Origin of the sequence: Streptacidiphilus jeojiense, assembly GCF_000719095.1 — a bacterium.
In the GTDB taxonomy this organism is placed as follows: Bacteria; Actinomycetota; Actinomycetes; order Streptomycetales; family Streptomycetaceae; genus Streptacidiphilus; species Streptacidiphilus jeojiensis.
Genome location: NZ_JOEH01000030.1, coordinates 85,305 through 109,913 on the forward strand (window position 1 = coordinate 85,305; position 24,609 = coordinate 109,913).

Below are 24,609 nucleotides of genomic sequence, written 5' to 3' on the forward strand. Positions count from 1 at the left end.
TCTGCTTGGCGGGTTACGTGATCGATCGCGAGGGTGAAGGAACCTGGGCGAGAACTCTCGACCTCAGCGCGCGGCTGGAAGAAGGTGTCCTCACGCTGGAGGATGGGTACGCGTGGGGCCACTACGACGCCTATGCCGTGCCTGAGATCGTTTCACGCGGCGCCCCCAGAACCGCAACCCGGTAGCCCAAGCTACCCACCAGGGCCTGAGATTTAACCGCAAGCCAGCGCGCTGAGGTTTGCTCTCGGGCCCTTTCCGTGGCTCCTGGAAGGGATGGATCCGGAAGCACATGATCCAGAAGGACCACCCCCAGAACCGCTGGGCTCGACCGCATGACTTGTCACAAGATGTACAACATCGACTAGTACAACCTCTTGCTGACGCTCCTGGCCAACCGCCACTATCAGGACATGGCGAAGTGGGGTATGCGTGGCCCAGTGGCGGTATGGCTTGTTGGAGCGTTTGGTCTCATTGGCGGAGCTGTAGTCGTATGCATCTATTACCGCGTTGATGTCGGCGTGGGGATCGGCACCGTAGGTGCCATTGCAGCTGCGATATATGGAGGAACGGCAGTCTGGGTAGTGCCGGATTCCAAAGAGCTCGAACCTCCCCTCGGAGGCAGTAGCAAAAAAGAGAGTTCTGCGCTTCCCGACTCAAGCTTCACTGTCACATCAGTGGACAAGTCCAGTTTGCCGTCTGGAATTTACCGAATGCAGGAGGGGGCTCGCCGAGATTCCTGGCTTAACGCGGTTGAGGATACTCTGGAGCAGACCATAGATGATCTCACGATGATCCGAAGGATAGTCAATCGAGTCGGCTATTCTCCTGGGAAGATCTCACTCCCAACACAAGCTAGCAGCGCTGGAACCTATTGGCACTTGGTGCTGGAGTATGTATTAAAATACGGCGATCTGCGAAAGATGGACGAGCTTCTTGAGGAAGCCCTGCAACAGGGTCCCTCGCAGGATCTTCGGAACGCAGTGCAGAACTGGCGCAATCACCACCCCCAGCCGTGAGCCTTAAGTGGCGCCCACCTGGGACAAATCGCTGCTGGGCCCTCTGGGCGATTTTCTTGCAGCGTATATTGATGATGTTGATGCAATGAAGGTTCGCGCTAGGCGAGCAGGGGTGTCCACAAGTGGAACATGGGCGCAAGGCAACCGAACAATACAGGACCGCTGGTTCGGGCTGCTGGGAGATGCATTGGACGGGGGTCTCCTATGGGAGCTTCTCAGAGAGGTTCACCAGGTACTTCCTGCGCCGCAGCGTGGCGATTTAAATCGCCACCTAAGTTCCATAAGCGCAAACGCTTTGGTGGGAATCGCTGGCAGGAACTGGGTTACTCTTCAGGACTATGTTACGAATTTGATCGACAGTGAAAATCTTGAGGAGCGCCTTGCGGCTGTCCGCGGAATTCGCACTGTTGCGGCGGGACTAGTTAAGCTACTGAATGACGAAATTACTGTCCTATCAGTTATCCCACAAGGGGTGTCAGATCGCGGGACAAGGGAGATTCGGGATCTGCTTGTTAATCGCAGTTATAATGTGCTAGTTGCTGCCAACTATATGCTTGAATTGGCTCGGCGCCGTACAAATGTTTCAGAAGATTCTGATGAATATGGCCCTGGAGTGGTACTGGCGGTAGAAGAGGCTCGTCAGGGATTCAGTGATGCAGAACATCGCCGAATCGAAGTTGCCAGCATAACGGTTGATCAGCAAGCTAGAAGGCTTCTTGCTGGACTCAGGGGGAAGATTGGTCGGCTCGAATCGTGAACTACGCCATTTTCTGCGTACGCCCTTCGGGCCACGAGGTATTTCGCTGCAGTGGCTACGAGCTGGCCGAGGTGCCAGGCGCAGAAGTGAACGTGGAGCGCTTGGGTGGACGCAACCCCGCCACGGCAGGCTAGTCCATCACCATTGCCGCACTGCTACACACTTGGACTGAGCGAATTCCACCATGCAACCACCAGACGGCGAATGAGGCTCTCTCCTTCGGCGAGCGTCATAGTGTGCTTCGGTGAATCCCCACCCATCCTCGCATGGCGCGCCTGGCTCCCACTCACGTCCGGCCTATTAGCCGAAGCTGTGAACGCTGAAATCTCCGCCGGCGCGGCCCACCCGTTCCCCTTCAAGACCTTATCGTCACCCACACTATGCCGGACGATTTCGTAGACCTTGTACAGGTCAACCCATGTGAGCGCCACACTTGGCTTGCCAAGGATGCTCAGCACCTCTTCAACATCCGGGTGGGAGTCACTCAGTTGAACGTAGGGAGGCCCAAGCGGCTCGGGAGGAGGCGTTGGTGAAACCACTCCGCCAACTTCAACAACCCCCACAATGGCGTTTGAACGCACCTCGACCGTGTCACCAACCACGATGAGGTGACGCACACCCTCAGCATCATCAACGACAAAATGGCCGCTTATCGACACAGGGCGAAAGCTGCTATCGAGAATGCGAGCCACGCCCATCACACGCCGAAGTACGTTTGCGGCCTGGTCAAAGAGCTTCTGGCCACCTTCCGTGAGCCCATCAAAGTGCGACGACTCTAGGTAGTAGCCATCATCATCGACGGCAACGAGGGGCTCCCCCTCGCGAAACAGCTCAACCAGACTGTCCAGATCGTAGACATGCCCTTCCAGCCTCGCCTTGACTGCCATGGCGCCTCCTCGGTGGAATGAGTCTTCGATGCCATTGTGAACATTAGACACCGAGCAACAACATTCTCCCACGGACATTTGACCCCGGCGCGTTGAGGAGGTCAGGTCGCGAGTACAACGCCTTGAGGGCTTGTGTGGCAACATCCACAGAACGCTCCCGATGTTTGTAGGCGTCAGCGATGGAGGGTTCATTTGCTCCGTGCACAAGCTCGCTGCGCACGCCGTAGAGCTCCTTCAACTCCTTGAAGAGAGCTCTGCGCTTTACCATGTCGTCTGGCTCTAGAAGAATTGCCATAGCACCGCAAACGCGGAAGGTAACTTCACCTTCATTGGTGCCAAAAATATTCTCCCAACAGATGACAGCGTCCACAAAGCCATCCATGGGGTCGGGGCGGGTCGACACAGCGGAGAGTAGTCGCCGCATAGCCATGTCCAAACCCGTTGGATGCTTCGCCACCTGCACCACCCAGCGTTGGATCTCCGTGCCAACCTCAGCTGTAATTTGAGTTGAAGCGAAAGCGGACATTGGGTACCGGTACACGCTCATGGAGGCGCTTTGGCCAAGGGAAAGCGGGTTAATGGCAGTTGATACCATCTCCGCCGGGGCAATAACCTCGCCGGATGGGGAAGCAAACAGCATTGCCAGTCGGATCAAGTTAATGCGACGCCGCATCTCATCTTGAAACTTCTGGATGGAAGGACGGGCCGTCTCCCAACGCCTTTCGACTTGGCCTGAATCGTCCTGCGGCCCGGGAGCCCAGTAACGGACCGACAGGAGGCGAACGGGCACCTCGACCTCCAAGACTGCCGTAATGCCATCGGCATCCCACAGATTTTCCCGATCCCCGTCCGTGGGAACTCTGATCTGACCTCCCTGAAAGAAAATGGGCTCCCCATTGACAAGCTCGATGTGGGCCAGGCCTACGAGCACGGGAACGTGGACATTCCTTTTCGCCGCCAGGTTACGACCCAGCTTTAGCGCCCATCGGAGTACATCGAAGAAGCCGCCCGGAGTGGGATGAGCACCAAGCCGTCTCAGTGCCACCCCCAGGAGGGAACTCGGCAGCAGAATAAGTTGGCAGGTGCCACCCTGGCCACTAGACCAAAGGAGATGTGAGTGAACATCTGCGCCGTCGCCGTTGTACGTATCCGCATTTGCTACGCCAGGAAACAGTCGACACATGACGGAGTCGCGGAGCACAGCTTGTGCAAATTCCCTGATCTTCGGATGCTTGAACGTTGGCATAGTGAGAATTGATGACATGCCACCGGCAGCATTACCAGTCGGGCGAGGAAGAAGGCATCCGGCGAAGAAGTCCCTACCGAGATGCAAAAGTGCCTCTTCTAGGGGGTCATCACTTTCAATGGCCAACAGCGATCCGCCACAGTGTTGCCGCCAGATGTTCGGCAGCGTGGTTTGAGCGGCCGCATCAAAGCTCAGCACTTGTCCGATGGCATGAGATCGAGCAAAGGAATTCTGCTGCGTAGAAATTTGACCAGCCCAAAGCATCAGCGCTTGAAGTACCTCTAGCTGCTCACTCGACAACGTCGCTGACCTCAGCGAGTCAACCTCAACGTTGAGACAGTAGGAAACAAACGCGTCACCGAAAATCTGGCAGGCTTCATCCATGGGTGCATGATAGTCCACACCAGCAAGCCTGATGACCCATTTGATGGCCGCCCATCGCTGCATCTCACAACGTCGCACAATGGTTATTCTGTGGCCCGTGAGGCTGAGGCCCTGGCGCGGCCTCACTAGCTCTTGCCAAGCATGCGAGTTGATGGTGTAGCCAGGTTGCCCGCGGCCCCGATTTCGTATAGCTACACCATGGCTATCCGGAGTAAGTCAAGAGCCGGCCGAACAGGGTGGACTAATTCTGTCATTAGTTCATAATAAACCATGCACCATAGCCACTATCCGCTTCTTGGGAGGAGCATAAAAATGGCACGGCGCATGGTGATGGTCGACGACCTCGACGGCAAGTCGGAGGCGGCCGAAACCGTCACGTGGGGCATGGACAGCGAGTGGTACGAACTCGACCTCTCGGAAGTCAATGCCGCCAAGTTCCGGGGGCAGCTCGAACCGTACAAGGCCGCTTCGCGACCCATCTCACCGCCCCGCCGCGCGCGCAACGGCGACGAGTCGCAGGCCATTCGCGACTGGGCGATGCGCAACGGCCGCCCCATCTCGGACAAGTGCCCCATCCCGACGGACGTGCGCCAGGCGTACGAGCGGGCTCAGGCTGGCGGTAAGTAGCCGCCACAAAACATAGGCCGTGGGTTCCGAATCACTCTTGGAACCCACGGCCATCAATTTACATGGCAAAAGCCGGATAGGCATAACCTCCCCGGCTCATTTTGCTGGTTTCTCGGCCTAGCATAAGACACCAATGTTTGCGCACCAGTCCACGCTGAGTGTGTGTCAGTTTCCCTCACGCTGCAACGGGCTGGTGTAAGCCCATTGCACTGCCAGACGCAGTCCGAAAGTCAGCCGACGGGTAGCTGCATCGGTTGTGCTGCCTCTCCACTCTATACCGTCAATTGAAATTCTCCGAGTAGCCAAAACCGTGAGCTTTGAATACCACCTTGAACCGGGACAGGGGCAAATCTGCGCTGAACTCAAAATCTTTGGTCTGACTCGTAAGGTTGTCGTAAATGGAAATAGTTTTTTGGACTCCATTGACAAGATATATAACTTGGAAGTAGTAGTCACAGTAGGACTCGTTGGCGCTTGGATTTATGGTGATATTGAACGTGTCGCCTGCCTTTATGGGTACGGATTTCTGAATGAAAAGACCCCCGGAGCGTGTTTTGAGCGTTGGAAAGTGTTCATCAAGGTCGAGGCTGGCAATAGTTCCCTCCACTGGTGCCGCGCCACCTAGATTCTCATACCAGGCTGCCGTAAGAGCCGGCTTACGCTTCACGACTACCGGCTTGATATCCTCAATTGTTGCGAGTGTGCCACCCACATTTGTGATCGAGATTTTATATGCATCACTCACTCTGACCCAATGAAGCCGATTCCAAAAGCTCGTATAGGCTGCATCGCGCGTTTGGCCTTGCAAGTTGGCAAGATACTTGGAGAATTCCGATTGCGTTGGAATGTAATCCGAGACATTGGCACCTCCATCTTGGCGAGAGGTAATGCTTGACTTCAGATCATCTCCAGGGATCGGAGATCCGCTAGCTGGCGACTTGGGCAGCGACTGGGACTGATGCCAAGCGGGGTCAACGAGAAGGATCACTGCCAAGATAGCCACAATGACAACAGCCAAGATCAGCGCAACCGTTCCACCTGACAGCCCAACGAAGATTTTCCCGTGAGGCGCCACGTTGCCATCAATTGACCCAGTGAACTGATTTTCGACAGAGTCGGATGGCTTCCTTTTACTCACTGCTGCTTCTTTCGACGCTTCGGCTGATTCACATAAATCTTGCCGTGCGGTGCAACATTCCCCTTAATGTTTCCATTGATCTGGGTTTCAATTGTTGCAGTCGTCTTTCTCTTCGATGCCTCTGGCGTCGCGGTTGATTCGCTAGATGAAGCCGATTCTCGCCCCGCCCACCAGGCGCCTGAGGCCAGGACGGCAGAGGCACTGACCGTCGCAGCTGCCGCAGCGAGTACATACCGGTTCACGTCTTCGGTGTGCACCCAGTCCCAGGCGACCAAGCGTACGAATAGTAGCGTCAAGACGAAGGTTGCTACCGTGGCCGCATTTGTGACAAGCCACTTAGTTGATCTACTCATACTGTTCCCCCTGGCCCAGTCTAAGTCTGGCACGGAGGCGTCTGGCGAGTCAGTGCGTTTAGGAAAGATCAGCCATCCATTGACAATATGGATCATGCTGAAATGTTCCAGCAACCTACTCGACTGCAGCGGTAGCTGTCGTCAACTCGTCCTCCAACACCCACACGAATGCCACTCCACCCTTGGGGAACACCCACCCCGGGAAGCTGACCTCAACGGATGGCGTCGGGTCGCTGGCGAGTAGCCCCGAGATGCGTGGCTGCTTCGACCCCGCCACGTAGTCGAGCACGTTGACGTGCCGGATACCGCACCCGCCATACCGCAACTCGGCAGCGAACCCTTTGGTTGGCCGCGCCAAGTCGAGGTGGAGCAGGTGCCCGTGCCGCTGCACAAGCGTGCGGTAGGTGTAGGAGATGATCACTTCCTTCCCACTTGCCACCACGCCGTCTCCGAGGCTGACGCTGTAGAGCTGGCTCCCCTTCTTCGCTGTCCGGCGCGCCGTCCGAACCACACCATCCACTGAGCACTGCACCAGTGAGAAGGCTTCGGGAGCAGTGCCATCGAGGCTGGCCAATGGCTCGAAGTACCAGGCGTCCGTCACGCTGAGGTCTTGGCGCAGCTCCCGGTACTCATCTAAGTCAGAGACGCAGGCGAACCGCATGGTCGAACTGGTCGGGGTAACGCGGTACTCCCACCGGATGGTGGCGACGAACATGGAGTCACCAGTGGACGGGTCGCCTTCCCATGGAGCCAGGTCGGCCGACACCCGGGCGTCGTAGAAGCGCTCCGGCGACCGAACCACCTGCTCCCGGAGATCGGTGTAGGAGTCGGCGGCCAACTCGGGATCGCCCAACTGGATCGTCAGGCAGTTGGTGATGATGCGGTCGAGGGTCTCCGGAGAGGAGACGTTCGTCAGCGCCTCTGGCGCAAAGGCGAAGCCGTCGACCACGGCGTCCCGGATGGCCGGGGCTTCCTCTTTGAGTACCTTGCGGAGCCGTTCATTGGCGCGTTCCTCGGCGTCCGCCTGGTTGATGTACTCGAACAGGATGGCGATGAGGCCCGTGGTGAAGAGCGCCGAGCCGACGTCGCCGATGGGGAGGTTCAACACCCATGAGCCGTATAGGTGGCCACTCACCCAGTGCGCCAGCACCAGTAAGCCGATACCCGCCACGGTCGAGACGGTGGCGAGGAGAGCGAGCTTCGTGCGGTAGAGGCGCTGTAACGGGCTTTGCATATCGCACTAATTATACCAAATGACCAACTTGACTTTCCATTAGCTGACGCTGAAGTCCCAGCGCCCCGGCTTCAGGAAAGCCAACTGGCCTGGCCGGCGGCGCAGCATCGCTCAAGGGTCAACTGCACGGTGCCCTCCCATGGGAGCCGGTTGCAGTTGAGCGGATCGGCTGCGCGCATCCGGACATTGACCTAACGTGCCTGTATCGACACAATCTGTTACGTGGGCCTCTGGTGTGGCCCGGGCCGGGGGGCTCTACATGGGATGCATGGCGACGGCACTTACCTTCGTTTTTGGCATCGTTGGCACCTGGATTCTCATCTTCTATGGGGCAGCCCAACACGACGTAGCGAGCATCATCTTCGGTGCCTTCCTCATCATCCTGGCAATCTGCTCGGGCGTTGTCGCGGCAGAAGCCCAGGGGAAGGTGGCCCAGCACAACGAACACCGCCGCCAAGCTGCCCTCCGCGCTGGCTGGCGAGAGTGCCGCTTTTGCGCTGGTACCGGCATCGTCACCACGTACGAGTGGAGGCGCAACGGCCCCGAACCGTTTCACCGATCTTGCCGCACCTGTAACCAGTACGGCTGGTTTTCTCCCAGCGGGCCGCCTGGAACGCCGCCCTACTGAAGTCGGCAACTGTCCAATGCCGATGGTCACTTCAGACAAGAGCCGGATGCCCGGTGAAGAGCTCGCAGCCTGCGGTCTGCCGCTCATGCTCACACGTGACGACCATGCGGCGGTCTCGACCCCAACGCTTCGGAGTCGAGACCGCTCGTACCGCGAGCGCGTTAGCGTCCAGCGCCACCACGCAGACCGCTCGACTTGTCGGCCTGCTTGCCGTCGCCGCCACCACCCGTTCCACCGCCGCCACCGCCAGTACCGGCCGTGGGGTTGGTCATGTTGGATTCGGTCATCTCATTCACCTCCTCGACAGGGCCGAGCAACGGGTTCACGCCGCGCCAGTACACGTCCGCACTGCCAGGACGTCGCCATTGCTCCCGTGATTGTTGGGGCCTACGTCGACGCGAGGGGCACGCTAGTCGGGGCTACGGACGCGCGGCATACGGTGGCCGTATCGGACACCTTGGCCCGTATGCGCCGCTCGCATCGCCCCAGCTGGGCGCAGAGGCTCGCACGAGCTGGGTCAGGCGTACCCATCGCTAAACTGGCAACTCCCCTGTTGGGCTTGGGTAGGAGACGTAGATGCCGCACAGCAGCACCGTCCGGTTCAACAGCTTGGACGGCATCGAGTTGGCGGGAACGCTCGTCATCCCGTCTGAGGCTCCCCATGCCGCCATCGTCCTGGTGCACGGTGGTGGCGTCACTCGGGAAGAGGGCGGCTTCTTCGCGCGGCTCGCCGAGGGCCTGGCCGAGGCCGGCACCGCGTCACTCCGGTTCGATCTGCGCGGCCATGGCGACTCCGGCGGCCGTCAGGAAGACCTCACCATCTCTGGGGTAGCCAACGACATCCGTTCAGCCCTGGAGTATGTGGCCGCTGCCGTGCCAGAGGTGCCGCTCTTCTTGCTCGGGGCCAGCTTCTCCGGTGGCATCTGTGCGTACGTGGCGACCACTCACCCGGACTGGCTCCGCGGGTTGGTGCTCATCAACCCACTGCTCAACTACAAGAAGAGGTTCATCGACGACAAGCCGTATTGGTACGACGACCGGTTGGACATCGAGGCCGGCCGTGAACTCGCTGAGCACGGCTACCTGGCCCACTCCCCTTCCTTCAAGCTGGGTCGGCCCCTGTTGAACGAGGTCTTCCACCTCCAGCCGCATCGAGTGGTCGAGCAGCTGGCCGTGCCGACGCTGGTCGTCCATGGCACCCGGGACACTTTCATCCCAGTGGAGAGCTCTCGCGACTTCGCCAAGCGCGTCCCGGTCGAGGTGCAACTCCTGGAGGTTGACGGCGCACAGCACGGCATCGCGGTGCATGACGATCCGGCGTACGCCGACCCCCAGACTCAAGATTGGCAGCGCTCATTCATTAGCACTGCTGCGGAGTGGATCAATACTCAATTGGTAAGTCAAGCCTTGCCTTAGCGAACGGGAAAAGGCATCAAGAAGGACTGTTCGAGGTGCCTAAAAGGAGCCCTCCGGGCTTCTTAATTTCCTCCAGCAACAACGGATCACCCTAGGTAACGGCATTGTCACAGCAGCTGTCGGTACCCGTCCGTTGAGACAGTCCAGTGCTAACTTGTAGAGAGGTCTAAGTAGTAGGTACGGGGGGCGCATGACTCGCAAGCAGGTGACCATTCTTTGTGCGAGTATCACAGCCGCTGCGACGCTCGGTGCGGCAGCAATCGCGGGCGTCTTTTCTGGCCCAAGCAATCAAATCAATCAAAGCACCACTGGCGGAACCGGCATCATTAACGCTTGCCAGGATCATAGCGCTTGTCCCGTGGGCAGCGGCAGCAAGAAGTAGCGTTTCGGTGGGGGGAAGCAATGCCTTGGGCCAGATCGTTGGGCCCCGTAATGGTCATCTCCATGGTGACCATAGTGTGCGGGTGTACCGGTACCACCCAAAGCGGCCAGGGCGGGGGCATAGTTAACGCTTGTGCCGATCATTCGCACTGCCCCGTGATTGTCAACCCAGGCGCCGAGTCGACGATGGCGTCTGCAACAATCTCGGCCTCTCCCAGCTCCTTCACAGGATCGCCCTCAACGGTCACTGATCCCGCCACTACCGCGCTCGCCACCAGCGGGCCAAGCCCGACTTCAACCATGCCATCTTCAAGATGCCTCAACGTCCTTCAGGTGCCGCCAGACCCTGGAACAACGAGCTTCCCCATCGCAGTGAAGATCACCTGCCCCGTACCGCAGGGCAACGAGGTTATCTTGGTTTCCCAAACCTTGGATGGGACAAAAGAAGAGCGGACTATTTACAAGCTCGTGTGGACTCTCAACACACATGACTCGGCGACTCAAATATTCCCGTCCCACACCACAGCAGGAATCCAGCGGACATACTACCTAATCAGTGTGACGCCGGATCAGCTGACACTGATTAAGGCCGGACAGGTCTCACCGAACGGCGACTACTACACACTCAACAATGCACCACACGTGTCGCAGGACATGCCAAACAAGACCTGATGAGCAGCGGCTCGGTACGCAGGCTCTTCCAAGTCATGGCAGCACGGAACAGCTCGGGCAACTTGGAATGCTCGGCTCTGGAGAGCGTCACGCTGGCCTTGGCGTAGAACCCTAGTTGCTCACAGCCGTGGTGAACTCCAGCACAGCGGCAACGTCGGCCCACGGCCGCAGCATGTCAGCCACGCGCAGCAGCTCCCCCGTCGTCCGCGTGGAGTTGGTCGCCGTGGCGACTGGCAGCGCCTCCATGCTGAGGCGCGCCGCTTCCTCGGGCTCACCCGCTTGCGCCAGGGCCCCGGCGCGGAGCGAGAGAAAGTACCCGTAGTCCCGCCTGGAGAAGACCCCCGCAGACAGATGAGATTGGTACAGCTCGGCAGCTTTGGCACCCTGGCCCGCCTCGCAGTAGCAAATGGCCGTCTGCATGGCGAGCAAGGCGGAGCTGTAGAGCGCGCCCAGCTCTTGCCCCGAGTCGTCGCCACTCGGCGCGTCGGCGAGCAGCTGGTGCGCCTCATCCAACTTGCGCTCCACCATCGCCAGGTCACCACCCGTCATGGCGTGGCCCCGGGCCTCTTGCTGAGCGGCTTCGGCACGCACCTTCACCGGGAGTTGCCACGGCCCCTCTTGCGCGGCCTGGGCCAAGGTGAGCATCCGCAACCCGTCTCGGTCGTCCCAGGCGGATTGGCTCTTCTTCAGCAGGACGTAGCCCTGCATCACGAAGTCGCTGGCTTCCTGCGCCCACTCGGTGGCCCGGTCGCGCCAGTAGGCGGCCATGCTGGGTACACCGACATCGCGGTAGAGCCAACCGGCGAACTCGGCGGCCTGGGCGCCAACACGGAGAAGGTCGCGGCGAACCTGCGGCTTCACCTGGCGGGCGTGGCTCTCAATCGCGCCGAGGATGCCGAGCACGACGGGCAACGTTTCTTTGGGCCCCTGGGTGCCGTCCGTCGTACCGCAGGCGGTGATCTGGGCGCGGAAGTGGTCGACGACGTCGGCGTCGAGGTAGCGGCGGGAGTTGTCCAGCGCGGCTACAAGATGGGAGAGGTCTTCGAGTCCCACCGTGGGGAGTGCCACGGCGGCCAGGCTGCGAGCCAGGAAGGCTCGCCGCTCCATGTCCGTCATGTGCGACCATCCGTCGCTCGACGCTTCGGGTTGCGCAGCCGGCGGATGCGTACTCACTCGTTGGGCGGGCACGACATTGCCAGACTGCGGCCGCGCCGGTCGCCGTTGATCGGGCAGCTTGAACCACAGTACGTCGCCTGGGATGCCGAGGGCCTGCGCCCACTTCGTCAGCTTGGTGAGCTCCTGGGGCGCGTCGCCCTTTTCAATGCGGGAGAGTTGAGCCTGCGTCAGGTCGAGCCAGCATGCGAGTGCCTCTTGGGTGATTGGTCGCCCATGGTAGAGATGGCCCCGGTATGCACGGAAAACCGCCCCCATGTGCCAACTATCCAGTGCATCCCGCATGTGGTTGGTCCGCCAGAACGCCTCCGGCACCTGGGGCGCGCGGGCGAGCGTCGTGCGGGCGTTCTGCTGGCAGCTGGCGCATAACGGCTCCCGGTTATCCCGGGCCAGCCGATGACTGCACCGCACGCAGTGTCTGGGCTGCTGGTTTGTGGTGCTCATCGCGATTCTCCGACCACCCACATCCGGCGCTCATGGCCGGTTCGCCCCTGGATTGTATCGGCGGCAGGCCGGGCCGGTAGCTCGTTGTATTCGTCCCGTGCATATCCGTCATGCACGCCCGTCGTGGTCATCGTCCGGCCGTCCAGACGACGCTGATCCTTCCAAGGGTCAGACGATGAGGAGATACCCACTATGCCGAGGTCAGCAACGATCCGGGCGGCGGCGTAGGGAGGGCGGGTCATGACAGTCATGCCGGAGACCGCCCATACCGAATGCACCCAGCGGCGCTACTTCGCTCACCTGCGCAGCAGTGTCCCGGGAGCGCGCCAATGGGCGCGGCACATCGTCTCAGACGACTGGGGCCGGAGCACCGACATCGCCGACACGGTGGCACTGTGCATCACCGAGCTGACGGCCAACGCCGTGCGGCACGCCCCGTTGGCGGTAGGGGGCCGCGTCCGGGACATCTTGGTGGAACTCCATGCGCTCCCGGATGCCGTGCGGGTTGAGGTGCACGACGCGGGCGGGGGCACGCCGGTATTGCAGCACGGCGACTCAGACGATGAGGGCGGCCGGGGGTTGCTTCTCGTGGACGCCATCACGCGGGCGTGGGGCACGCACCCCCGAGAGCCGTTCGGAAAAGTCGTGTGGTGCGAGGTGGCCGGTGAGTAGCCACCCCAGTGGAGTCCACGAACGTCACCCCCCGGGCGCGCGCACGACTCATCGCTATCGCCCGGCGCTTCGACGCCCCGGTGACCATGTTGCGATTCGACCCGGACGTCACCGATCTCCTTCAGCAGCACGCGGAGCGAGGCCGTACTGACGTCACCGCCGCGGACGTCCGCGCCTACGCCGCGATCATGGCCCGACATGCCGCCGCAGACCAACTGCGTTCCGAGGGCGCAACCGCCGTCCACGACGTCCCCGGACGCCGCCAGGGAACTACGCCCGCCGAAGCGGCCGCGCGCTTCTGCTTCGTCTGACAGATCCGACACCGCCGGACCCGCCCCCGCCCTGCCTTGTGGGGGAGCGGGCCCACCCCTTCCTCAGCCCTGGTGGGGGTGCTTGGGCGCTTTGGCCAGCCTGGCTTCGGCTGCGGCGATCGCCTGGTGCTTCTGGCGCTCCGCCAAGTCGGCCCTGGCCTGCTTCTTGGCTTGCTGGACGGCCTCCAGCTTGGGGATGTCGAGCACCACGTGCTTGTGATCGGCGTCGTAGCGGACCGGCACGATCACCCCCGGCATGAGGTCTCCGACCCTGGAGGTGTCCAGACCCTTCGAGTGGAAGTTGCCCTCGGTGCCGTCGGGGAACCGGAGTCGGCCCTCGACGCCGATGTAGAAACCCATGGCGCCGGTCTGACCCTTGGAGCCCTCGACCTTCTGCTCGGTGACCACCCCTTCGCCCTCCAGGCCCTCCCGCAGCAGCTTGTGGTGCAGCACCTTGTCGAACATCCGCGATCCCCCTCGTCAACCAGGAGCAGCGGCCACCGGTGACCGCGGGGCTCACAGTACCGCCGCTGCCCCGGACGCGTCGGGGCTTGCTCGGGCGTTGCCGGACCGCTACCCGCCGGGCTCGGGCAGCGGGCGGGAATCACGGCACTGCGGAGGTGTTGAACCACAGGTGAGCCCAGTCGCCGGCAGGATCCCGTTCTCCGTGCTCGACCGCTCCCGCACCCGACAGGGGCAGGACGCGGCGCAGTCGCTGCGCGACACCGTGCGCTTCGGCCAGCAGATCGAGGAACTCGGCTACCACCGCTTCTGGGTGTCCGAGCACCACAGTGTGCCCGGCATCGCCGGCTCGGCGCCGACCGTGCTCGCCGCCGCCGTCGCGGCTGCGACCTCCACCATCCGGGTCGGGACGGGCGGGGTGATGCTGCCCAACCACCGGCCGCTGGTGGTCGCGGAGCAGTTCGGGGTGCTGGAATCGCTCTTCCCGGGCCGTATCGACATGGGTCTGGGCCGGTCGGTGGGGTTCACCGACGGCATCCGCAGTGCTCTGGGCCGAGACAAGAGCGACGCCGACGACTTTCCGGCTCAGCTCGCCGAGCTGCTCGGCTACTTCACCGGCACCCAGACCGTGCATCCCCAGGTACATGCCCATCCGGCCGAGGGCCTGCGGGTGCCGGCGTTCGTGCTGGCCACGGGGCGGGGTGCGCAGGTCGCGGCCGAGGCCGGGCTGCCGCTGGTGATCGCGCCGGTGCGGGGCGAGGACGCGATGCTGCGGGCGGTCGAGTCGTACCGCGACGGCTTCCGGCCGTCCGCCTGGGGTGAGCGGCCCTACGTCGTGCTGTCCGGCACGGTGGCGGTCGCGGCCGGCACCGACCAGGCCCGCGGGCTGCTGCTGCCCGAGGCCCGGGCCACGGCGTACTCCCGCACCCACGGAGTGTTCCCGCCGTTGGCGCCGCTGGACGCGGTCCTGGCCGACGTGGCGGCGATGACCGGGCGTGAGCGCTCCCTCTACGAGGAGGCCCAGCGCGGGCAGCTGTACGGCACCGAGGACGAGGTGGCGGCCGCCCTGGACCGGCTGCTGGCGCGCAGCGGTGCGGACGAGTACCTGGTCACCACCAGCGGCTACGACCGCGAGGCCCTGCTCGACTCCTACCGAAGGCTGGCCCGGCTGCTGGGGCTGTGACCACCGTGGGGCAGAGTAGGCGGTATGTCTGCGTACGAAACGATGCCGTTCCACCTGGAGACCGAGAGGCTGATCCTGCGGCCGTGGGCCGAGTCGGACGCCGCCGACTTCTGCACCCTGCTCGCCGAACGCGGCAAGGGGACGCCGACGGTCGAGCACATCCGGACCGCCATCGCCGAGCTGCTCACCGCGACGGAGAGCACCGGGATCGCCCTGCTGCCCATCCAGCGCCGTGACGAGGGCGACTTCATCGGCTACTGCGGGCTGATCATCGGCCGCTCCTCCCTGGAGGAACCCGAGATCGCGTACGAGCTGCTGCTGCGCGCCCATGGGCGCGGCTACGCCACCGAGGCGGCCGGTGCGGTGCTCGGTGCCGCTGCGGCGACCGGGCGGAAGCGGCTGTGGGCGACCGTCGGCGCATGGAACACCCCGTCGTTCCGGGTCCTGGACAAGCTCGGGTTCGAGCGGGACCACGTCTCCACGGAGGACAGCGGTGAGGTGGTGTGGCTCACCCGCTCGTTGCCGTGACGCTGTCGGCCGGGGCCGGGGCCAGCGCCTCGCTCTGGGGCAGGGTGGCGATCTTGGCTCTGACCCGGGCCTCGTTGGGGTGGCCCGAGCGGTGCAGGAAGGCGGCGGCCGACTCCCAGGCCTGCCGGGCCTGCCGGGACTGTCCGTCGGCGGCGAGGGCGTCGCCCAGGTTCTCCTGGCTGACCGCCTCGCCGGTCGCATCCCCGATCTGCGCCCGGATCGCGATCGCGGCCCGGATGGAGGAGACGGCTGCCGCGGTGTCGCCCAGGTCCAGCGAGGCGGTGCCCAGGCCGTCCAGTACCGCGGCCTCCAGGTAGCGCAGGCCCGCCTCGCGGCAGATCTCCAGCGCCTCCCGGTAGCAGGCCGCCGCCCGGTCGGAGTCCTTGTTGGCCTGGTGGACGAAGCCCAGGTTGTTGAGGGTGGCGGCGGCCCCGCTCAGGTCGCCGGTGCGCCGGCGCAGCGGTAGCGCCCGCTCGAACCAGAGGACGGCCTCGGGCGTCCGTCCCAGCAGGTGCAGGACGCTGGCGAGGGCGCTCAGATGGGTGGCCTCGCCCTGCAGGTCGCCCGACCTCCGGCAGACCTCCACCGCCTCCTGGCACTCCGTCAGGGCCAGGTCGTACTGCTCCAGGGTCCGGTGGGCCATGCTGAGCCCGCCCAGCATCCAGGCCTCCCCGGACGCGGAGCCCGCCCGGCGGGCATGGCGCAGGCCGACGGTGTAGGACTCCAGCCATTCCTGGAGGTGGCCGCGCATGTTGAAGAAGTGCAGCAGCGTCGCCGGCAGCAGCCAGGCCTCGGCGTCCAGCCCGGCGTCCCCGGCCAGGCGGACCACCGCCACCAGGTTCGCCCGCTCGCTCTCGCACCACTCCAGGGCCTGGTCGGTGTCCTCGAACGCGAGGCCGGCGATGCCCACGGCGCCCTCGACACCCGGGTCGGCCGCCTCCTCGGACCGGAACCTGCGCCGGTGGGGGTAGACCAGGTCCATGGCCTGCTCCGCCGTGCGCAGGTACCAGGCCGTCAGGCGCCGCACCGCCGCCCGGCGCCAGGAATCGCTCTCGTCCTGGGCGGCGCACTCCTGGGCGTAGGCGCGCAGCAGATCGTGCATCCGGTAGCGGCCCGGCGCCGGGGACTCCAGCAGGCTGACGTCGACCAGTTGCTCCAGCAGTCGCTCGGCCTCCCTGGACGTCTCGCCGAGCAGGGCGGCCGCGGCCGCCACACCGATCTCGGACAGGGGAGCCAGGCCCAGCCCGCGGAAGGCGCGGCCCGCGTCCGAGGCGCCCTGCTGCTCGGCCAGCACCAGTTGGGCGTAGCTCATGCGAAAGGTGGCACGCACCGCCGCATCCGCGGTGTCCAGGGTGAGCGTGTCCAGGCGTTCCCGCTCGTCGCTCAGACGGGCCGCCAGGTGGGCGACGGTCCACCCGGGGCGGCTGGCCAGCCGGCTCGCGGCGATGCGCAGGGCCAGCGGCAGCCCGGCGCAGTAGCCGAGGACCGCCCGGACCGCCTCGGGTTCGGCAGCGACCCGGCGCTGCCCGACGACGGCGGTGAACAGCTCGGCCGCCTCGGCCTCGTCCAGCACGTCCAGGTACTCGGTCGTGGCGCCGGCCAGTCCCACCAGCCGGCTGCGGCAGGTGACCAGCACACCGCTTCCGCCGACGCCCGGGAGCAGCGGCTGGACCTGGGCGGCGTCCAGCGCGTTGTCCAGCAGGAGCAGCATCCGGCGGCCCGCCAGCAGGGTCCGGAACAGCGCGGAGCGGGCTTCGTCGCCGCGCGGGACCTCGCCCTCGGACACCCCGAGGGCGCGCAGGGCGTCACCGAGGACTTCGGCCGGGCTCAACGGCGACTCGCTCATTCCGCGCAGGTCGACGTAGAGCTGGCCGTCCGGGAACGACCCGGCCACGGCGTGGGCGACGTGGACCGCGAGGGTGGTCTTTCCGATCCCGCCGGTCCCGGTGATGGTGGACACCACGACGACGCGGTTCGCGGCTTGGCCCGCAGGGGGCAGCAGCAGTTCGCGCAGTCGGCTCACCTGGTCCCGGCGGCCGGTGAAGTCGGGCAGGTCGGCCGGGAGTTGGGCCGGGACGGGGGGCGCCGGGGCCGGTGCCGGGGTGGGTGTGGCCACTGTCACGGTCGGCGGCTCCGCGCCCGCGCCAGCGGGCCGGTCCGGGCTGCGGACTGCGCTCGGGTCGCGTTCCCGGTCAAGTACCGGGTCAAGTTCCGGGTCCAGGGCCAGGATGCGGCGGTGGAGTTGCTGCAGCGACGGGCCCGGGTCAGTTCCCAGTTCCTCGGCGAGCAGGGTGCGGGCGCGTTCGTAGGCGGTCAGGGCGTCGGCCTGGCGGTCGCTGCGGTACAGAGCGAGCATCAGCTGGGCGTGGAACACCTCGACCAGGGGGTGCTGGACCGTCAGCGCCCGCAGTTCGGCCAGCACGTCGGCGTGGCGTCCGAGCCGCAGGTCGGCCTCGATCCGCCAGCCCAGGGACTGCATCCGGAGCTCGCGCAACCCCTCCAGGTCCGCATGGTCCGCGGCGCCGGGGGAGAGGTCGGTCAGGACCTCCCCGCGCCACAGCCGCAGCGCCCCGGCCAGCAGGTCGGCGCACTCGGCCCAGTCCCCGGCGGCCCTGGCCCTGCGTCCGCGCGCGGCGAGGTCGGCGAACACCTGCAGGTCGAGCTCACCTTCGCGGACCTCGATCAGATAGCCGGTCCCCAGCGCTTTGATGCGGCTGCCGTCCCGGGGCCCGAGGATCCTGCGCAGCCGCATGACGTAGCTGCGCAGGGTGGTCGCCGCCGCCTCGGTGGGCCGGCTCTGCCAGACGGCCTCGGCCAGTTCGTCCAGCCCCACCACCTGGTTGGACCGGAACAGCAGAGCGGCCAGCAGCGCCCGCTGCCGGCGCGCCGGTACGGCGACGGGCACTCCGTCCTGCCGGACCTCGAGTGTCCCCAGCAGGCCGAACCACAGTGCTGGTTCCCCCATTGCTTGTGTTGCCCCCTGTCGCGCGCGTACGGGCGACGATAGGCGTTATGGGGGGTTTCAAACGCTCCCGGCCGCTGTTCTCAGAAACTGCTTACCGTCCTTACCCGGCTGCCGTCGGGGAGAGCCAGCTGTGGCCGCCGCACTGTTGCGGCCAGACGCTGATGTGTTCTGATGTCTGGCGTGACTGCTTTGCTGTCCAGCCTGATTGCGGTCGTCGGCACCCTCTCTGGCGCGACGCTCACTTTCGTGTTCGGCAGTCGCGCCGCGAAACGTGCTGAGGCAGCCGCCCGCGCTGAACGGCTGCGCGAGCAGCAGCTGGAGGCGAGCAGCGCGTTCGCCGCAGCAGCGGCCGCGCTACGGACGGCCTCCGGCGACCGTTGGCATCGACGACGCGAGAGCCCGGACGGGAAGGAGTCGTTCGCGATCCAAGACACATTCTTCCAAGCCCGTACCGCCGCCTGGGTCGCCTACTACCGTGTCCGGCTGGTCACGCCGGACAACGCCACCACCGGTCCCATGCTGGCTGTGGCGCTGAACGTCATCGGACAAGCCTCCGACATCCACGACGCCGACGACAAGCCCGATCTGGAGCGGCGCCGCAACCGTGTGAGTTCACTGATCAACGAGTTCGTCACGGCTGCGGCCGGACAGATCACGCTGGCAGATCGCCCCGAAACGGCGCACAGCCTGTCGCCACATTCCACTGGGCCCTCAACATCTTGAACGTGCAGGTCAGGGGTCTGGCCTGGAGTCGAAGCCTGTTCCTTACTGCTTCTGGCAGCGTGCGTAGAGGTCGGCATCCTGCCGTGTCACCAACTCCAGCAGCCGATAGGCGGCCGAGACGTCGATCAGGCCCACCGTCACCCAGCCCTTCGTGGACTCCGGGAACAGGTGGGAGCCGTCCTGGACCGGGGTGGTGATGCCCTGGGCGTCCAGGGCGTCGCGCAGCAGCTTCGCGACCTGCGCCGCCTCCGATGGCGTTCTGCTCATTGCTAACCCGCCTTCGTGGCGGTCTTGCTGAACAGGTCCTGCCCGGCCTCGATCAACGCCATCAGCAGCCGCGCCGGATCGGTCAACGTCCCGCGCGGGTCCGGCTCGGCCAGCCAGAACCGGTTGCATGCCGTCTGCCCGGGCTCGGGGCAGAATACCGACTCACCCTCACCCAGCGCCGAGGTCAGCGGGTAGTTCCAGGAACGGGCGGTCCCGGGCGGCACGAGGAACATCAGGCGGGCTTCGCGGGAACTCTCGATAACCGGCCCGAGGCCGTCGCCGGCGCGCTGCATCACCTCGACTGCGGCCCGGCCCAGGTGAAGGGTGACCAGGATCGCGTCGAAGCTCTTGCCCAGGGGGAAGGACAGGACACCGGGGTCCTGCCAGCGGGCGTGGAGATTCGTGGAGGGGCCGGTGTACTGCTTGACCAGCCATCGAGTTGCCGGATGAATCGGCCAGCCCTTCGGGACATCGGGCATCGTGGGCTCCGGGGTACGTGGTACGTGTGCTGACAGAACATCACGTTCCTCGCTTCGCGCCCTGGCGTTCAATGTTCTTACACCGTCTTGCAGCAGACTTCACAGGAGAGCGTCCACGGCTTGGCGGATCCGCTCGCGAGCCGCGTGACCGTACACCGCGATCTGGCCCAGTTCCAGGAAGGCTCGATGGTAGAGCTCGATTTCGCGCAGGGAGGTCACGTTGAGCTCGGCGGACAACGTCTCCACCAGGACCTTCTCGGTGTCGTAGAGATAGAACGCCTCCAGCGGCCACATCGCGTCGCGATCCGCTGTGAACGGGATGATGCCCAGTGCGACCGAGGGCAGTGACGACACGGCCAGGAGACGCTCCAACTGCTCGGCCATCACGCGGCGACCGCCGATGCGATAGCGCAGCACCGTCTCCTCCATCAGGACCACGAACCGGTGATCCCCCTCGATCAGCAGCCGACCGCGCTTCTGGCGCGATTCCACAGCCAGGTCGATGTCGTCGGGGATGCCTTCGAATCGGACGAAGGAGGCGAACAGGGCTCGGGTGTAGGCAGGGGTCTGGAAGAACCCGGGGACCACGTTGGAGCAGTACACCCGCTGAACGCGGGTGCGCTCATGCAGGGGAAGGACGCTCTCCTGGATGCGACGCAGGCCGGAGCGCTGCTGCTGGCGCCACTCGCTGTAGAGCTGGTCTGCCTGGCGGTTGGCCAGCACCAACTCGTCCGCCTGGTCGGATGCTCCACAGGCGCCGCACCAGGTGCGGATGTCGGAGTCGGAGGGTGAGGTCTTGGCGTGCTCGAGTCGCGAGGACTTCGCCGCGCTCCAGCCGCAGCGGCGCGACAGCTCGTCGCCGGTGATCCCTGCGTCCAGGCGAAGGTCCCGCAGCAGGGCGGCGATCCGCGCTCGGGCTTGTTCGGCTCCTGAGTGCGGGGATCGTGCCATGGGTGAGCCTCGTGCTCGTGCGATGGTCGGGTTCAGCGGATCGTGTAGTTCTCGTGCTCCACGGCTCGGTCCCAGACGCCTTCGAAAGCCGCGCTGCACAGCTTCACCGCGGCGGCGTCGTGGCGCAGTTCGGTGGCCGGATCGGCCCAGTCCCCGTCGCCGGTGAAGTGGTTGAACAGCACGGTGTGGTCATCCAGGACCCAGAAGTCGTTGCCCGGCAGGGAGAGGTCGGATGCCTTGGCGCGCGGGAGCCAGCGGACGAGTTCGCCGGCCGCGAGATTGGCCGGGGTGCTGGCATACAGCCAGTGTGTGTACTGGGTGACCGGTTCGGAGACGATCCGGGCCCGTCGCACGCTCACGCCGCGCGCTACGGCGTCGCGGATGATCGAGGTCCAGGGCATCCAGCTCTCCGAGTCGGGGTCCGCGTCGACCAGGCCGTCAACCTTCCACTGGGCGAACTCCTCGGCCTCGTCGGCGACGCCGTAGGTGTCGCGCATCTCCAGATGCACCGCCGAGACCTGGGCGCCGCTCATGAACTCAGCCCAGTCGAATTGCGGCATTACAAGCCTCTTTCAGGATCGGCGCCATGCGCGCGGGCAGGCGCACGACGTCCTCCGTTGCTGGGATTCCTGCAGCGTGGTCCGGAGCAGGGTTCTGTTCCACCCGCCGGCGCAGCGCGTCGTTGATCTTCCAGCCCTGGATGACGATCTCGGCGGTGTCCTCGTCCACCCACACCGTCGGACTGCCGCCGCTCTTGGTGTCCGGGTCAACTCCGATAAACCGTAGGGTCATGACGTCCTCCCAGCGAAGGCGCTTACGTCTTCTTGCACATCACCATCGCGCCCGGGGTGACGACACGTCAAGACCTCGGTTCGGGTACGTACCGAAGGACATACAACCGCGCACCTCTGCGGCAGCTACTGCTCCGGATCGTGCTGGAAGGCCCGGCAGCCCGTCGACGAAACCCCGAGGCCTTGCGCTGTGGCGGAGCTGTGGCTTCTGTGTGGCACCGGCCCCCCGGCGGGGCCGTTCCGTGGGCGAGGGACGGACCTGGGAGACTTCCGGGGTGACCTCCTCGAATGCGACCGCGCGCAGTTCCCTGCTCCGTCGGGGCCTCGCCCTGGAGTACGTCACGCTCGGTTGGAACGTGGTGGGCATCGTCGTGCTGGGCGCTGCGGCGATCGCGGCCCGTTCGGTGGCGCTGGCGGGGTTCGGGCTGGACTCGCTGATCGAGATCGGCGCCTCGACCGTGGTGGTGTGGGAGCTGTCGGGCACCGGCGAGGACCGTCAGCGCCGGGCGCTGCGGCTGATCGGCGCGGCCTTCGTGCTGCTGGCCGGGTACCTCGCGGTGCAGTCCACGGTGGTCCTGGCCGCAGGCTTCCGGCCGCACCACTCGGCGCTGGGCATCGCCTGGACCGCGGTCACCGCCGCGGTGATGTTCGCCCTGGCGGCGGGCAAGGCCCGGACCGGGGCGGCCATGGACAACCCGGTGCTGAGGACCGAGGGCCGGGTCACCTTCGTCGACGGGGTCCTGGCCGCCGCCGTCCTGCTCGGCCTGGTGCTCAACGCCCTGGCCGGCTGGTGGTGGGCCGACCCGCTGGCCGGGTACGTGCTGGTCTACTACGCGGTGCGCGAGGCGCAGGAGATCTTCTCCGGCCACCACTGACGGCTGGACCGCAGGCGGCTGAACTGTTGATGGCCGGGTCCGCGGTGCGGGTGGTCAGTTGACGCCGAGGTTCCGGGCCTGGCGGGTGGCGGCTCGGATGCCGTCGGCGAAGGGGTCGCCGTGGCCGGGCAGCAGCAGGGTCGGCTTCGGCTCGTCCAGCTCGTCCAGCTCGTCGAGGCGGTCCAGGGCGGCGAGTGCGGCCCGGCTGTCGTGGGTGAAGCAGCGGCTGACGATCGTGGGTCCGGTGCGGCCGGAGAACGCGTCGGCGGTGACCAGGGCGTCGCCGGTGAACAGCAGTCCGCGGTCGGCGAAGAGGTAGGCGGCGCTGCCGGGTGTGTGGCCGGGCAGCGCGACGGCCTGCGGGGCGCCGGGGATGTCGGTCAGCACCTGGTCGGCGTCGAAGGCCCGCGCGCCCTGGACCGCGTGCGCGGTGAAGGCACCGGAGCGGGCCAGCTGGAGCGGGAGGGCGAGCGTGGAGGGCCTGCGCAGCAGGTAGGGGAGCATCGAACGCTCGGGCTTGGCGTAGCGGGTCACGCTGCGCGGACCGTCGCGCAGGATGCCGGCGTCCTGCTGCTGGATCCAGACGACCGCTCCGGCCTGCTGCAGGGTGTGGGCCAGGCCGGTGTGGTCGAGGTGACCGTGGGTCAGCAGCACGGCGCGGACATCGGCCAGGGAGTGGCCGAGGCCGGCCAGCAGTCCCTGCAGCTGCTCCAGATGGGCGGGCGTCCCCGCGTCGACCAGGATGTGACCGTCCGGGTCCTCGATCAGGTAGAAGTTGACACCGTGATCGCCGAGGCGGTGGACGCCAGGGGCTACCTGGGTGGGTGCGGGACGGGACATGCGGACCTCCGGCAACCGGGGAGTAATTCAATACAGTCGACTGTATCAAATGAGAGGGTGCGCCGATGCCAGCCGAGACGCCACGCCGGCCCTACAACTCCGGGCGCCGGCGCGAGGCCGCGGCCCGCAACCGCGCCGCGGTGCTGGAGGCCTGCCGCGAGCTGCTGTTCCAGGACGGCTACCACGCCACGACCGTGCGCGCGGTGGCCGAGCGGGCGGGTGTCTCCGTCGAGACCGTCTACAAGACGTTCGGCGGCAAGCCGGGCCTGGTGAAGGCCCTGTGGGACAGCACGCTGGCCGGCGACGACGAACCGGTGGCCATGGCGGACCGCCCCCAGATGCAGGAGGTCCTGCGGACCGGCGAGCCCGCCGCCAAGCTCCGGCTCTACGCCGGGTTCGTGCGCGGCATCCATGAGCGGATCACCCCGCTGTTCACGCTGCTGACCCAGGCCGGACCGGAGGTCGGGGAGGTCCTGGGGGCTGGCGAGCGGGAGCGGCTGGTCGGGGTCACCGCGTTCGTCGCGCACCTCGACGAGACCGGCGCGCTGCGGCCGGAGGCGGACCGGGTCCACCTGGCGGACGCCCTCTGGGCCCTGGCCGGCCCGCAGTTGTACACCCAGCTCACGGTTGGACGGGGCTGGTCGGCCGACGCCTACGAGGAGTGGCTGGCAGCCACCCTCGCCGCGACGCTCTGAGGGTGTGCGCCGGCGCGGGTTCGGGCCACGCGGCCCAATGCAGACAGGTGGTGGTCGGGCTCGCCGTAGCGTTCAGTTTCATCTATTGCAATGATCGGGGGCACTTCCGTTGCGTTAGATTCAAAGTCGATGCAACAGTTTTCTGCTATCTACCTGCGATGATGTAGATCTGTCGCAACGAGTATGTTGTCGAAGCCTGGAAAGCAACGTAGCGTTTCTCTTGTTGGAAAGAGCGAACGACTACGGGAGAGCATGATGCAGAAGTTCGACACCCCCGCCCCGGTCTCCGCCGTCCTGGAGGTCCCCGCCGGTCGGGTCCAGTTCATCGCCGCGGACCGTACGGACACCACCGTCGAGGTCCGGCCCGCTGACCCGGCCAAGGGTCGCGACGGCAGGACCGCCGAGCAGACCACCGTCGAGTACGCCGACGGCGTCCTGCGGATCACCGCCGGAGCCCCGGACAGCCGGCTCCTCGGCTCCGGCTCCGTGGAGGTCACCGTCCAACTGCCCG

Annotated in this window: 27 protein-coding genes and 1 pseudogene; 13 read left to right on the plus strand and 15 right to left on the minus strand. The window is 65.2% G+C overall.

Features of this window, described 5'->3' with window-relative positions; all coding sequences use genetic code 11:
- The first annotated feature begins 374 nt into the window (after positions 1–374).
- Both IF29_RS46410 and IF29_RS46415 read left to right on the plus strand, forming a co-directional pair.
- Positions 375–1,016 (plus strand): hypothetical protein, encoded by a 642-nt coding sequence (locus tag IF29_RS46410; protein WP_198037630.1) that lies wholly within the window; start codon positions 375–377, stop codon positions 1,014–1,016.
- A gap of 349 nt (positions 1,017–1,365) precedes the next feature.
- The gene (locus IF29_RS46415) at positions 1,366–1,773 is read left to right on the plus strand and encodes a hypothetical protein (RefSeq protein ID WP_157624051.1); all 408 of its coding nucleotides are present in this window, start codon (positions 1,366–1,368) and stop codon (positions 1,771–1,773) included.
- 155 nt (positions 1,774–1,928) lie between these two features.
- Here the strand turns inward: IF29_RS46415 and IF29_RS47110 are convergent, their stop codons facing one another.
- Both IF29_RS47110 and IF29_RS46425 read right to left on the minus strand, forming a co-directional pair.
- On the minus strand, positions 1,929–2,660 hold the full coding sequence (locus IF29_RS47110) for a hypothetical protein (RefSeq protein WP_198037631.1): 732 nt from the start codon (positions 2,658–2,660) through the stop codon (positions 1,929–1,931).
- Positions 2,661–2,703: 43 nt separating this feature from the next.
- Positions 2,704–4,290 carry a HEPN domain-containing protein gene (locus tag IF29_RS46425; protein WP_157624053.1) on the minus strand — a complete coding sequence of 529 codons (1,587 nt, stop codon included), beginning with the start codon at positions 4,288–4,290 and terminating at the stop codon, positions 2,704–2,706.
- A 312-nt stretch (positions 4,291–4,602) separates the two neighbouring features.
- Between IF29_RS46425 and IF29_RS0133405 the strand changes: the two genes are divergently transcribed.
- Positions 4,603–4,917 (plus strand): histone-like nucleoid-structuring protein Lsr2, encoded by a 315-nt coding sequence (locus tag IF29_RS0133405; RefSeq protein WP_030263020.1) that lies wholly within the window; start codon positions 4,603–4,605, stop codon positions 4,915–4,917.
- A 280-nt stretch (positions 4,918–5,197) separates the two neighbouring features.
- Here IF29_RS0133405 and IF29_RS46430 read toward each other — a convergent pair whose 3' ends face one another.
- The 3 genes from IF29_RS46430 to IF29_RS0133410 form a co-directional block, all read right to left on the minus strand.
- Positions 5,198–6,055: a hypothetical protein gene (locus tag IF29_RS46430; RefSeq protein WP_157624054.1), complete on the minus strand. Its 858-nt coding sequence runs from the start codon at positions 6,053–6,055 to the stop codon at positions 5,198–5,200.
- Positions 6,052–6,330, minus strand: coding sequence for a hypothetical protein (locus tag IF29_RS46435; RefSeq protein WP_157624055.1), 279 nt, complete (start codon positions 6,328–6,330; stop codon positions 6,052–6,054). Before IF29_RS46435 ends, IF29_RS46430 begins: the two co-directional genes overlap by 4 nt.
- 193 nt (positions 6,331–6,523) lie before the next feature.
- Positions 6,524–7,579, minus strand: coding sequence for a hypothetical protein (locus tag IF29_RS0133410; RefSeq protein ID WP_232242706.1), 1,056 nt, complete (start codon positions 7,577–7,579; stop codon positions 6,524–6,526).
- 331 nt (positions 7,580–7,910) lie between these two features.
- On the opposite strand from IF29_RS0133410, the gene IF29_RS46440 reads away from it, so the two are divergent.
- Positions 7,911–8,270 carry a hypothetical protein gene (locus tag IF29_RS46440; protein ID WP_157624056.1) on the plus strand — a complete coding sequence of 120 codons (360 nt, stop codon included), beginning with the start codon at positions 7,911–7,913 and terminating at the stop codon, positions 8,268–8,270.
- Positions 8,271–8,431: 161 nt separating this feature from the next.
- Here the strand turns inward: IF29_RS46440 and IF29_RS48645 are convergent, their stop codons facing one another.
- Entirely contained in the window at positions 8,432–8,557 is a 126-nt protein-coding gene (locus IF29_RS48645) for a hypothetical protein (protein ID WP_269665064.1), read from the minus strand.
- A 289-nt stretch (positions 8,558–8,846) separates the two neighbouring features.
- Here IF29_RS48645 and IF29_RS0133415 point away from each other — a divergent pair, with 289 nt between their 5' ends.
- A complete protein-coding gene (locus IF29_RS0133415; RefSeq protein ID WP_030263025.1) occupies positions 8,847–9,686 on the plus strand; it encodes an alpha/beta hydrolase in 840 nt (279 codons plus the stop codon).
- 1,164 nt (positions 9,687–10,850) lie between these two features.
- Here the strand turns inward: IF29_RS0133415 and IF29_RS42610 are convergent.
- On the minus strand, positions 10,851–12,356 hold the full coding sequence (locus IF29_RS42610) for a helix-turn-helix domain-containing protein (protein ID WP_232242707.1): 1,506 nt from the start codon (positions 12,354–12,356) through the stop codon (positions 10,851–10,853).
- A 240-nt stretch (positions 12,357–12,596) separates the two neighbouring features.
- On the opposite strand from IF29_RS42610, the gene IF29_RS0133430 reads away from it, so the two are divergent.
- Positions 12,597–13,028, plus strand: coding sequence for an ATP-binding protein (locus IF29_RS0133430; RefSeq protein WP_051726354.1), 432 nt, complete (start codon positions 12,597–12,599; stop codon positions 13,026–13,028).
- A gap of 8 nt (positions 13,029–13,036) precedes the next feature.
- Entirely contained in the window at positions 13,037–13,339 is a 303-nt protein-coding gene (locus IF29_RS0133435; protein ID WP_232242708.1) for an ATP-binding protein, read from the plus strand.
- A gap of 63 nt (positions 13,340–13,402) precedes the next feature.
- Here IF29_RS0133435 and IF29_RS0133440 read toward each other — a convergent pair whose 3' ends face one another.
- The gene (locus IF29_RS0133440) at positions 13,403–13,804 is read right to left on the minus strand and encodes a hypothetical protein (RefSeq protein ID WP_030263034.1); all 402 of its coding nucleotides are present in this window, start codon (positions 13,802–13,804) and stop codon (positions 13,403–13,405) included.
- Between the two features lie 169 nt (positions 13,805–13,973).
- On the opposite strand from IF29_RS0133440, the gene IF29_RS0133445 reads away from it, so the two are divergent.
- Together IF29_RS0133445 and IF29_RS0133450 are read left to right on the plus strand one after the other, a co-directional pair.
- On the plus strand, positions 13,974–14,984 hold the full coding sequence (locus IF29_RS0133445) for an MsnO8 family LLM class oxidoreductase (protein ID WP_030263036.1): 1,011 nt from the start codon (positions 13,974–13,976) through the stop codon (positions 14,982–14,984).
- A 24-nt stretch (positions 14,985–15,008) separates the two neighbouring features.
- On the plus strand, positions 15,009–15,512 hold the full coding sequence (locus IF29_RS0133450) for a GNAT family N-acetyltransferase (RefSeq protein WP_030263038.1): 504 nt from the start codon (positions 15,009–15,011) through the stop codon (positions 15,510–15,512).
- Here IF29_RS0133450 and IF29_RS0133455 read toward each other — a convergent pair.
- Positions 15,493–18,477 (minus strand): AfsR/SARP family transcriptional regulator, encoded by a 2,985-nt coding sequence (locus IF29_RS0133455; protein WP_051726355.1) that lies wholly within the window; start codon positions 18,475–18,477, stop codon positions 15,493–15,495. The genes IF29_RS0133450 and IF29_RS0133455 overlap by 20 nt on opposite strands.
- Before the next feature lie 180 nt (positions 18,478–18,657).
- On the opposite strand from IF29_RS0133455, the gene IF29_RS44045 reads away from it, so the two are divergent.
- The gene (locus IF29_RS44045) at positions 18,658–19,200 is read left to right on the plus strand and encodes a hypothetical protein (protein WP_157624057.1); all 543 of its coding nucleotides are present in this window, start codon (positions 18,658–18,660) and stop codon (positions 19,198–19,200) included.
- Between the two features lie 42 nt (positions 19,201–19,242).
- Here the strand turns inward: IF29_RS44045 and IF29_RS0133465 are convergent, their stop codons facing one another.
- The 5 genes from IF29_RS0133465 to IF29_RS0133485 form a co-directional block, all read right to left on the minus strand.
- Entirely contained in the window at positions 19,243–19,467 is a 225-nt protein-coding gene (locus tag IF29_RS0133465; protein ID WP_030263044.1) for a hypothetical protein, read from the minus strand.
- Positions 19,468–19,469: 2 nt separating this feature from the next.
- Positions 19,470–19,946, minus strand: coding sequence for a hypothetical protein (locus IF29_RS0133470; protein WP_051726357.1), 477 nt, complete (start codon positions 19,944–19,946; stop codon positions 19,470–19,472).
- A 99-nt stretch (positions 19,947–20,045) separates the two neighbouring features.
- Positions 20,046–20,897 carry a helix-turn-helix domain-containing protein gene (locus IF29_RS0133475; protein WP_030263050.1) on the minus strand — a complete coding sequence of 284 codons (852 nt, stop codon included), beginning with the start codon at positions 20,895–20,897 and terminating at the stop codon, positions 20,046–20,048.
- A gap of 32 nt (positions 20,898–20,929) precedes the next feature.
- A complete protein-coding gene (locus tag IF29_RS0133480) occupies positions 20,930–21,430 on the minus strand; it encodes a DUF6879 family protein (protein ID WP_037597523.1) in 501 nt (166 codons plus the stop codon).
- A 4-nt stretch (positions 21,431–21,434) separates the two neighbouring features.
- Positions 21,435–21,689, minus strand: a complete 255-nt coding sequence (locus tag IF29_RS0133485; RefSeq protein WP_030263056.1) for a hypothetical protein — start codon at positions 21,687–21,689, stop codon at positions 21,435–21,437.
- Positions 21,690–21,963: 274 nt separating this feature from the next.
- Here IF29_RS0133485 and IF29_RS0133490 point away from each other — a divergent pair, with 274 nt between their 5' ends.
- Positions 21,964–22,563, plus strand: a complete 600-nt coding sequence (locus IF29_RS0133490; RefSeq protein ID WP_030263061.1) for a cation diffusion facilitator family transporter — start codon at positions 21,964–21,966, stop codon at positions 22,561–22,563.
- A gap of 54 nt (positions 22,564–22,617) precedes the next feature.
- Here IF29_RS0133490 and IF29_RS0133495 read toward each other — a convergent pair whose 3' ends face one another.
- Entirely contained in the window at positions 22,618–23,403 is a 786-nt protein-coding gene (locus IF29_RS0133495) for an MBL fold metallo-hydrolase (protein ID WP_030263064.1), read from the minus strand.
- Between the two features lie 65 nt (positions 23,404–23,468).
- Here IF29_RS0133495 and IF29_RS0133500 point away from each other — a divergent pair, with 65 nt between their 5' ends.
- Together IF29_RS0133500 and IF29_RS0133505 are read left to right on the plus strand one after the other, a co-directional pair.
- Positions 23,469–24,098 carry a TetR/AcrR family transcriptional regulator gene (locus IF29_RS0133500; RefSeq protein ID WP_030263067.1) on the plus strand — a complete coding sequence of 210 codons (630 nt, stop codon included), beginning with the start codon at positions 23,469–23,471 and terminating at the stop codon, positions 24,096–24,098.
- Positions 24,099–24,353: 255 nt separating this feature from the next.
- Positions 24,354–24,609, plus strand: a pseudogene (locus IF29_RS0133505) (DUF4097 family beta strand repeat-containing protein); the annotation flags it as partial.

What these genes read in the sequence shown, in the direction of transcription:
- IF29_RS47110 (WP_198037631.1), bottom strand. Translation starts at nt 2,660, where the DNA reads ATGGCAGTCAAGGCGAGGCTGGAAGGGCATGTCTACGATCTGGACAGT.
- IF29_RS46425 (WP_157624053.1), bottom strand. Translation starts at nt 4,290, where the DNA reads ATGGATGAAGCCTGCCAGATTTTCGGTGACGCGTTTGTTTCCTACTGT.
- IF29_RS0133405 (WP_030263020.1), top strand. Translation starts at nt 4,603, where the DNA reads ATGGCACGGCGCATGGTGATGGTCGACGACCTCGACGGCAAGTCGGAG.
- IF29_RS46440 (WP_157624056.1), top strand. Translation starts at nt 7,911, where the DNA reads ATGGCGACGGCACTTACCTTCGTTTTTGGCATCGTTGGCACCTGGATT.
- IF29_RS48645 (WP_269665064.1), bottom strand. Translation starts at nt 8,557, where the DNA reads ATGACCGAATCCAACATGACCAACCCCACGGCCGGTACTGGCGGTGGC.
- IF29_RS0133415 (WP_030263025.1), top strand. Translation starts at nt 8,847, where the DNA reads ATGCCGCACAGCAGCACCGTCCGGTTCAACAGCTTGGACGGCATCGAG.
- IF29_RS42610 (WP_232242707.1), bottom strand. Translation starts at nt 12,356, where the DNA reads ATGAGCACCACAAACCAGCAGCCCAGACACTGCGTGCGGTGCAGTCAT.
- IF29_RS0133430 (WP_051726354.1), top strand. Translation starts at nt 12,597, where the DNA reads ATGACAGTCATGCCGGAGACCGCCCATACCGAATGCACCCAGCGGCGC.
- IF29_RS0133440 (WP_030263034.1), bottom strand. Translation starts at nt 13,804, where the DNA reads ATGTTCGACAAGGTGCTGCACCACAAGCTGCTGCGGGAGGGCCTGGAG.
- IF29_RS0133450 (WP_030263038.1), top strand. Translation starts at nt 15,009, where the DNA reads ATGTCTGCGTACGAAACGATGCCGTTCCACCTGGAGACCGAGAGGCTG.
- IF29_RS0133455 (WP_051726355.1), bottom strand. Translation starts at nt 18,477, where the DNA reads ATGGGGGAACCAGCACTGTGGTTCGGCCTGCTGGGGACACTCGAGGTC.
- IF29_RS0133465 (WP_030263044.1), bottom strand. Translation starts at nt 19,467, where the DNA reads ATGAGCAGAACGCCATCGGAGGCGGCGCAGGTCGCGAAGCTGCTGCGC.
- IF29_RS0133470 (WP_051726357.1), bottom strand. Translation starts at nt 19,946, where the DNA reads ATGCCCGATGTCCCGAAGGGCTGGCCGATTCATCCGGCAACTCGATGG.
- IF29_RS0133475 (WP_030263050.1), bottom strand. Translation starts at nt 20,897, where the DNA reads ATGGCACGATCCCCGCACTCAGGAGCCGAACAAGCCCGAGCGCGGATC.
- IF29_RS0133480 (WP_037597523.1), bottom strand. Translation starts at nt 21,430, where the DNA reads ATGAGCGGCGCCCAGGTCTCGGCGGTGCATCTGGAGATGCGCGACACC.
- IF29_RS0133485 (WP_030263056.1), bottom strand. Translation starts at nt 21,689, where the DNA reads ATGACCCTACGGTTTATCGGAGTTGACCCGGACACCAAGAGCGGCGGC.
- IF29_RS0133495 (WP_030263064.1), bottom strand. Translation starts at nt 23,403, where the DNA reads ATGTCCCGTCCCGCACCCACCCAGGTAGCCCCTGGCGTCCACCGCCTC.
- IF29_RS0133500 (WP_030263067.1), top strand. Translation starts at nt 23,469, where the DNA reads ATGCCAGCCGAGACGCCACGCCGGCCCTACAACTCCGGGCGCCGGCGC.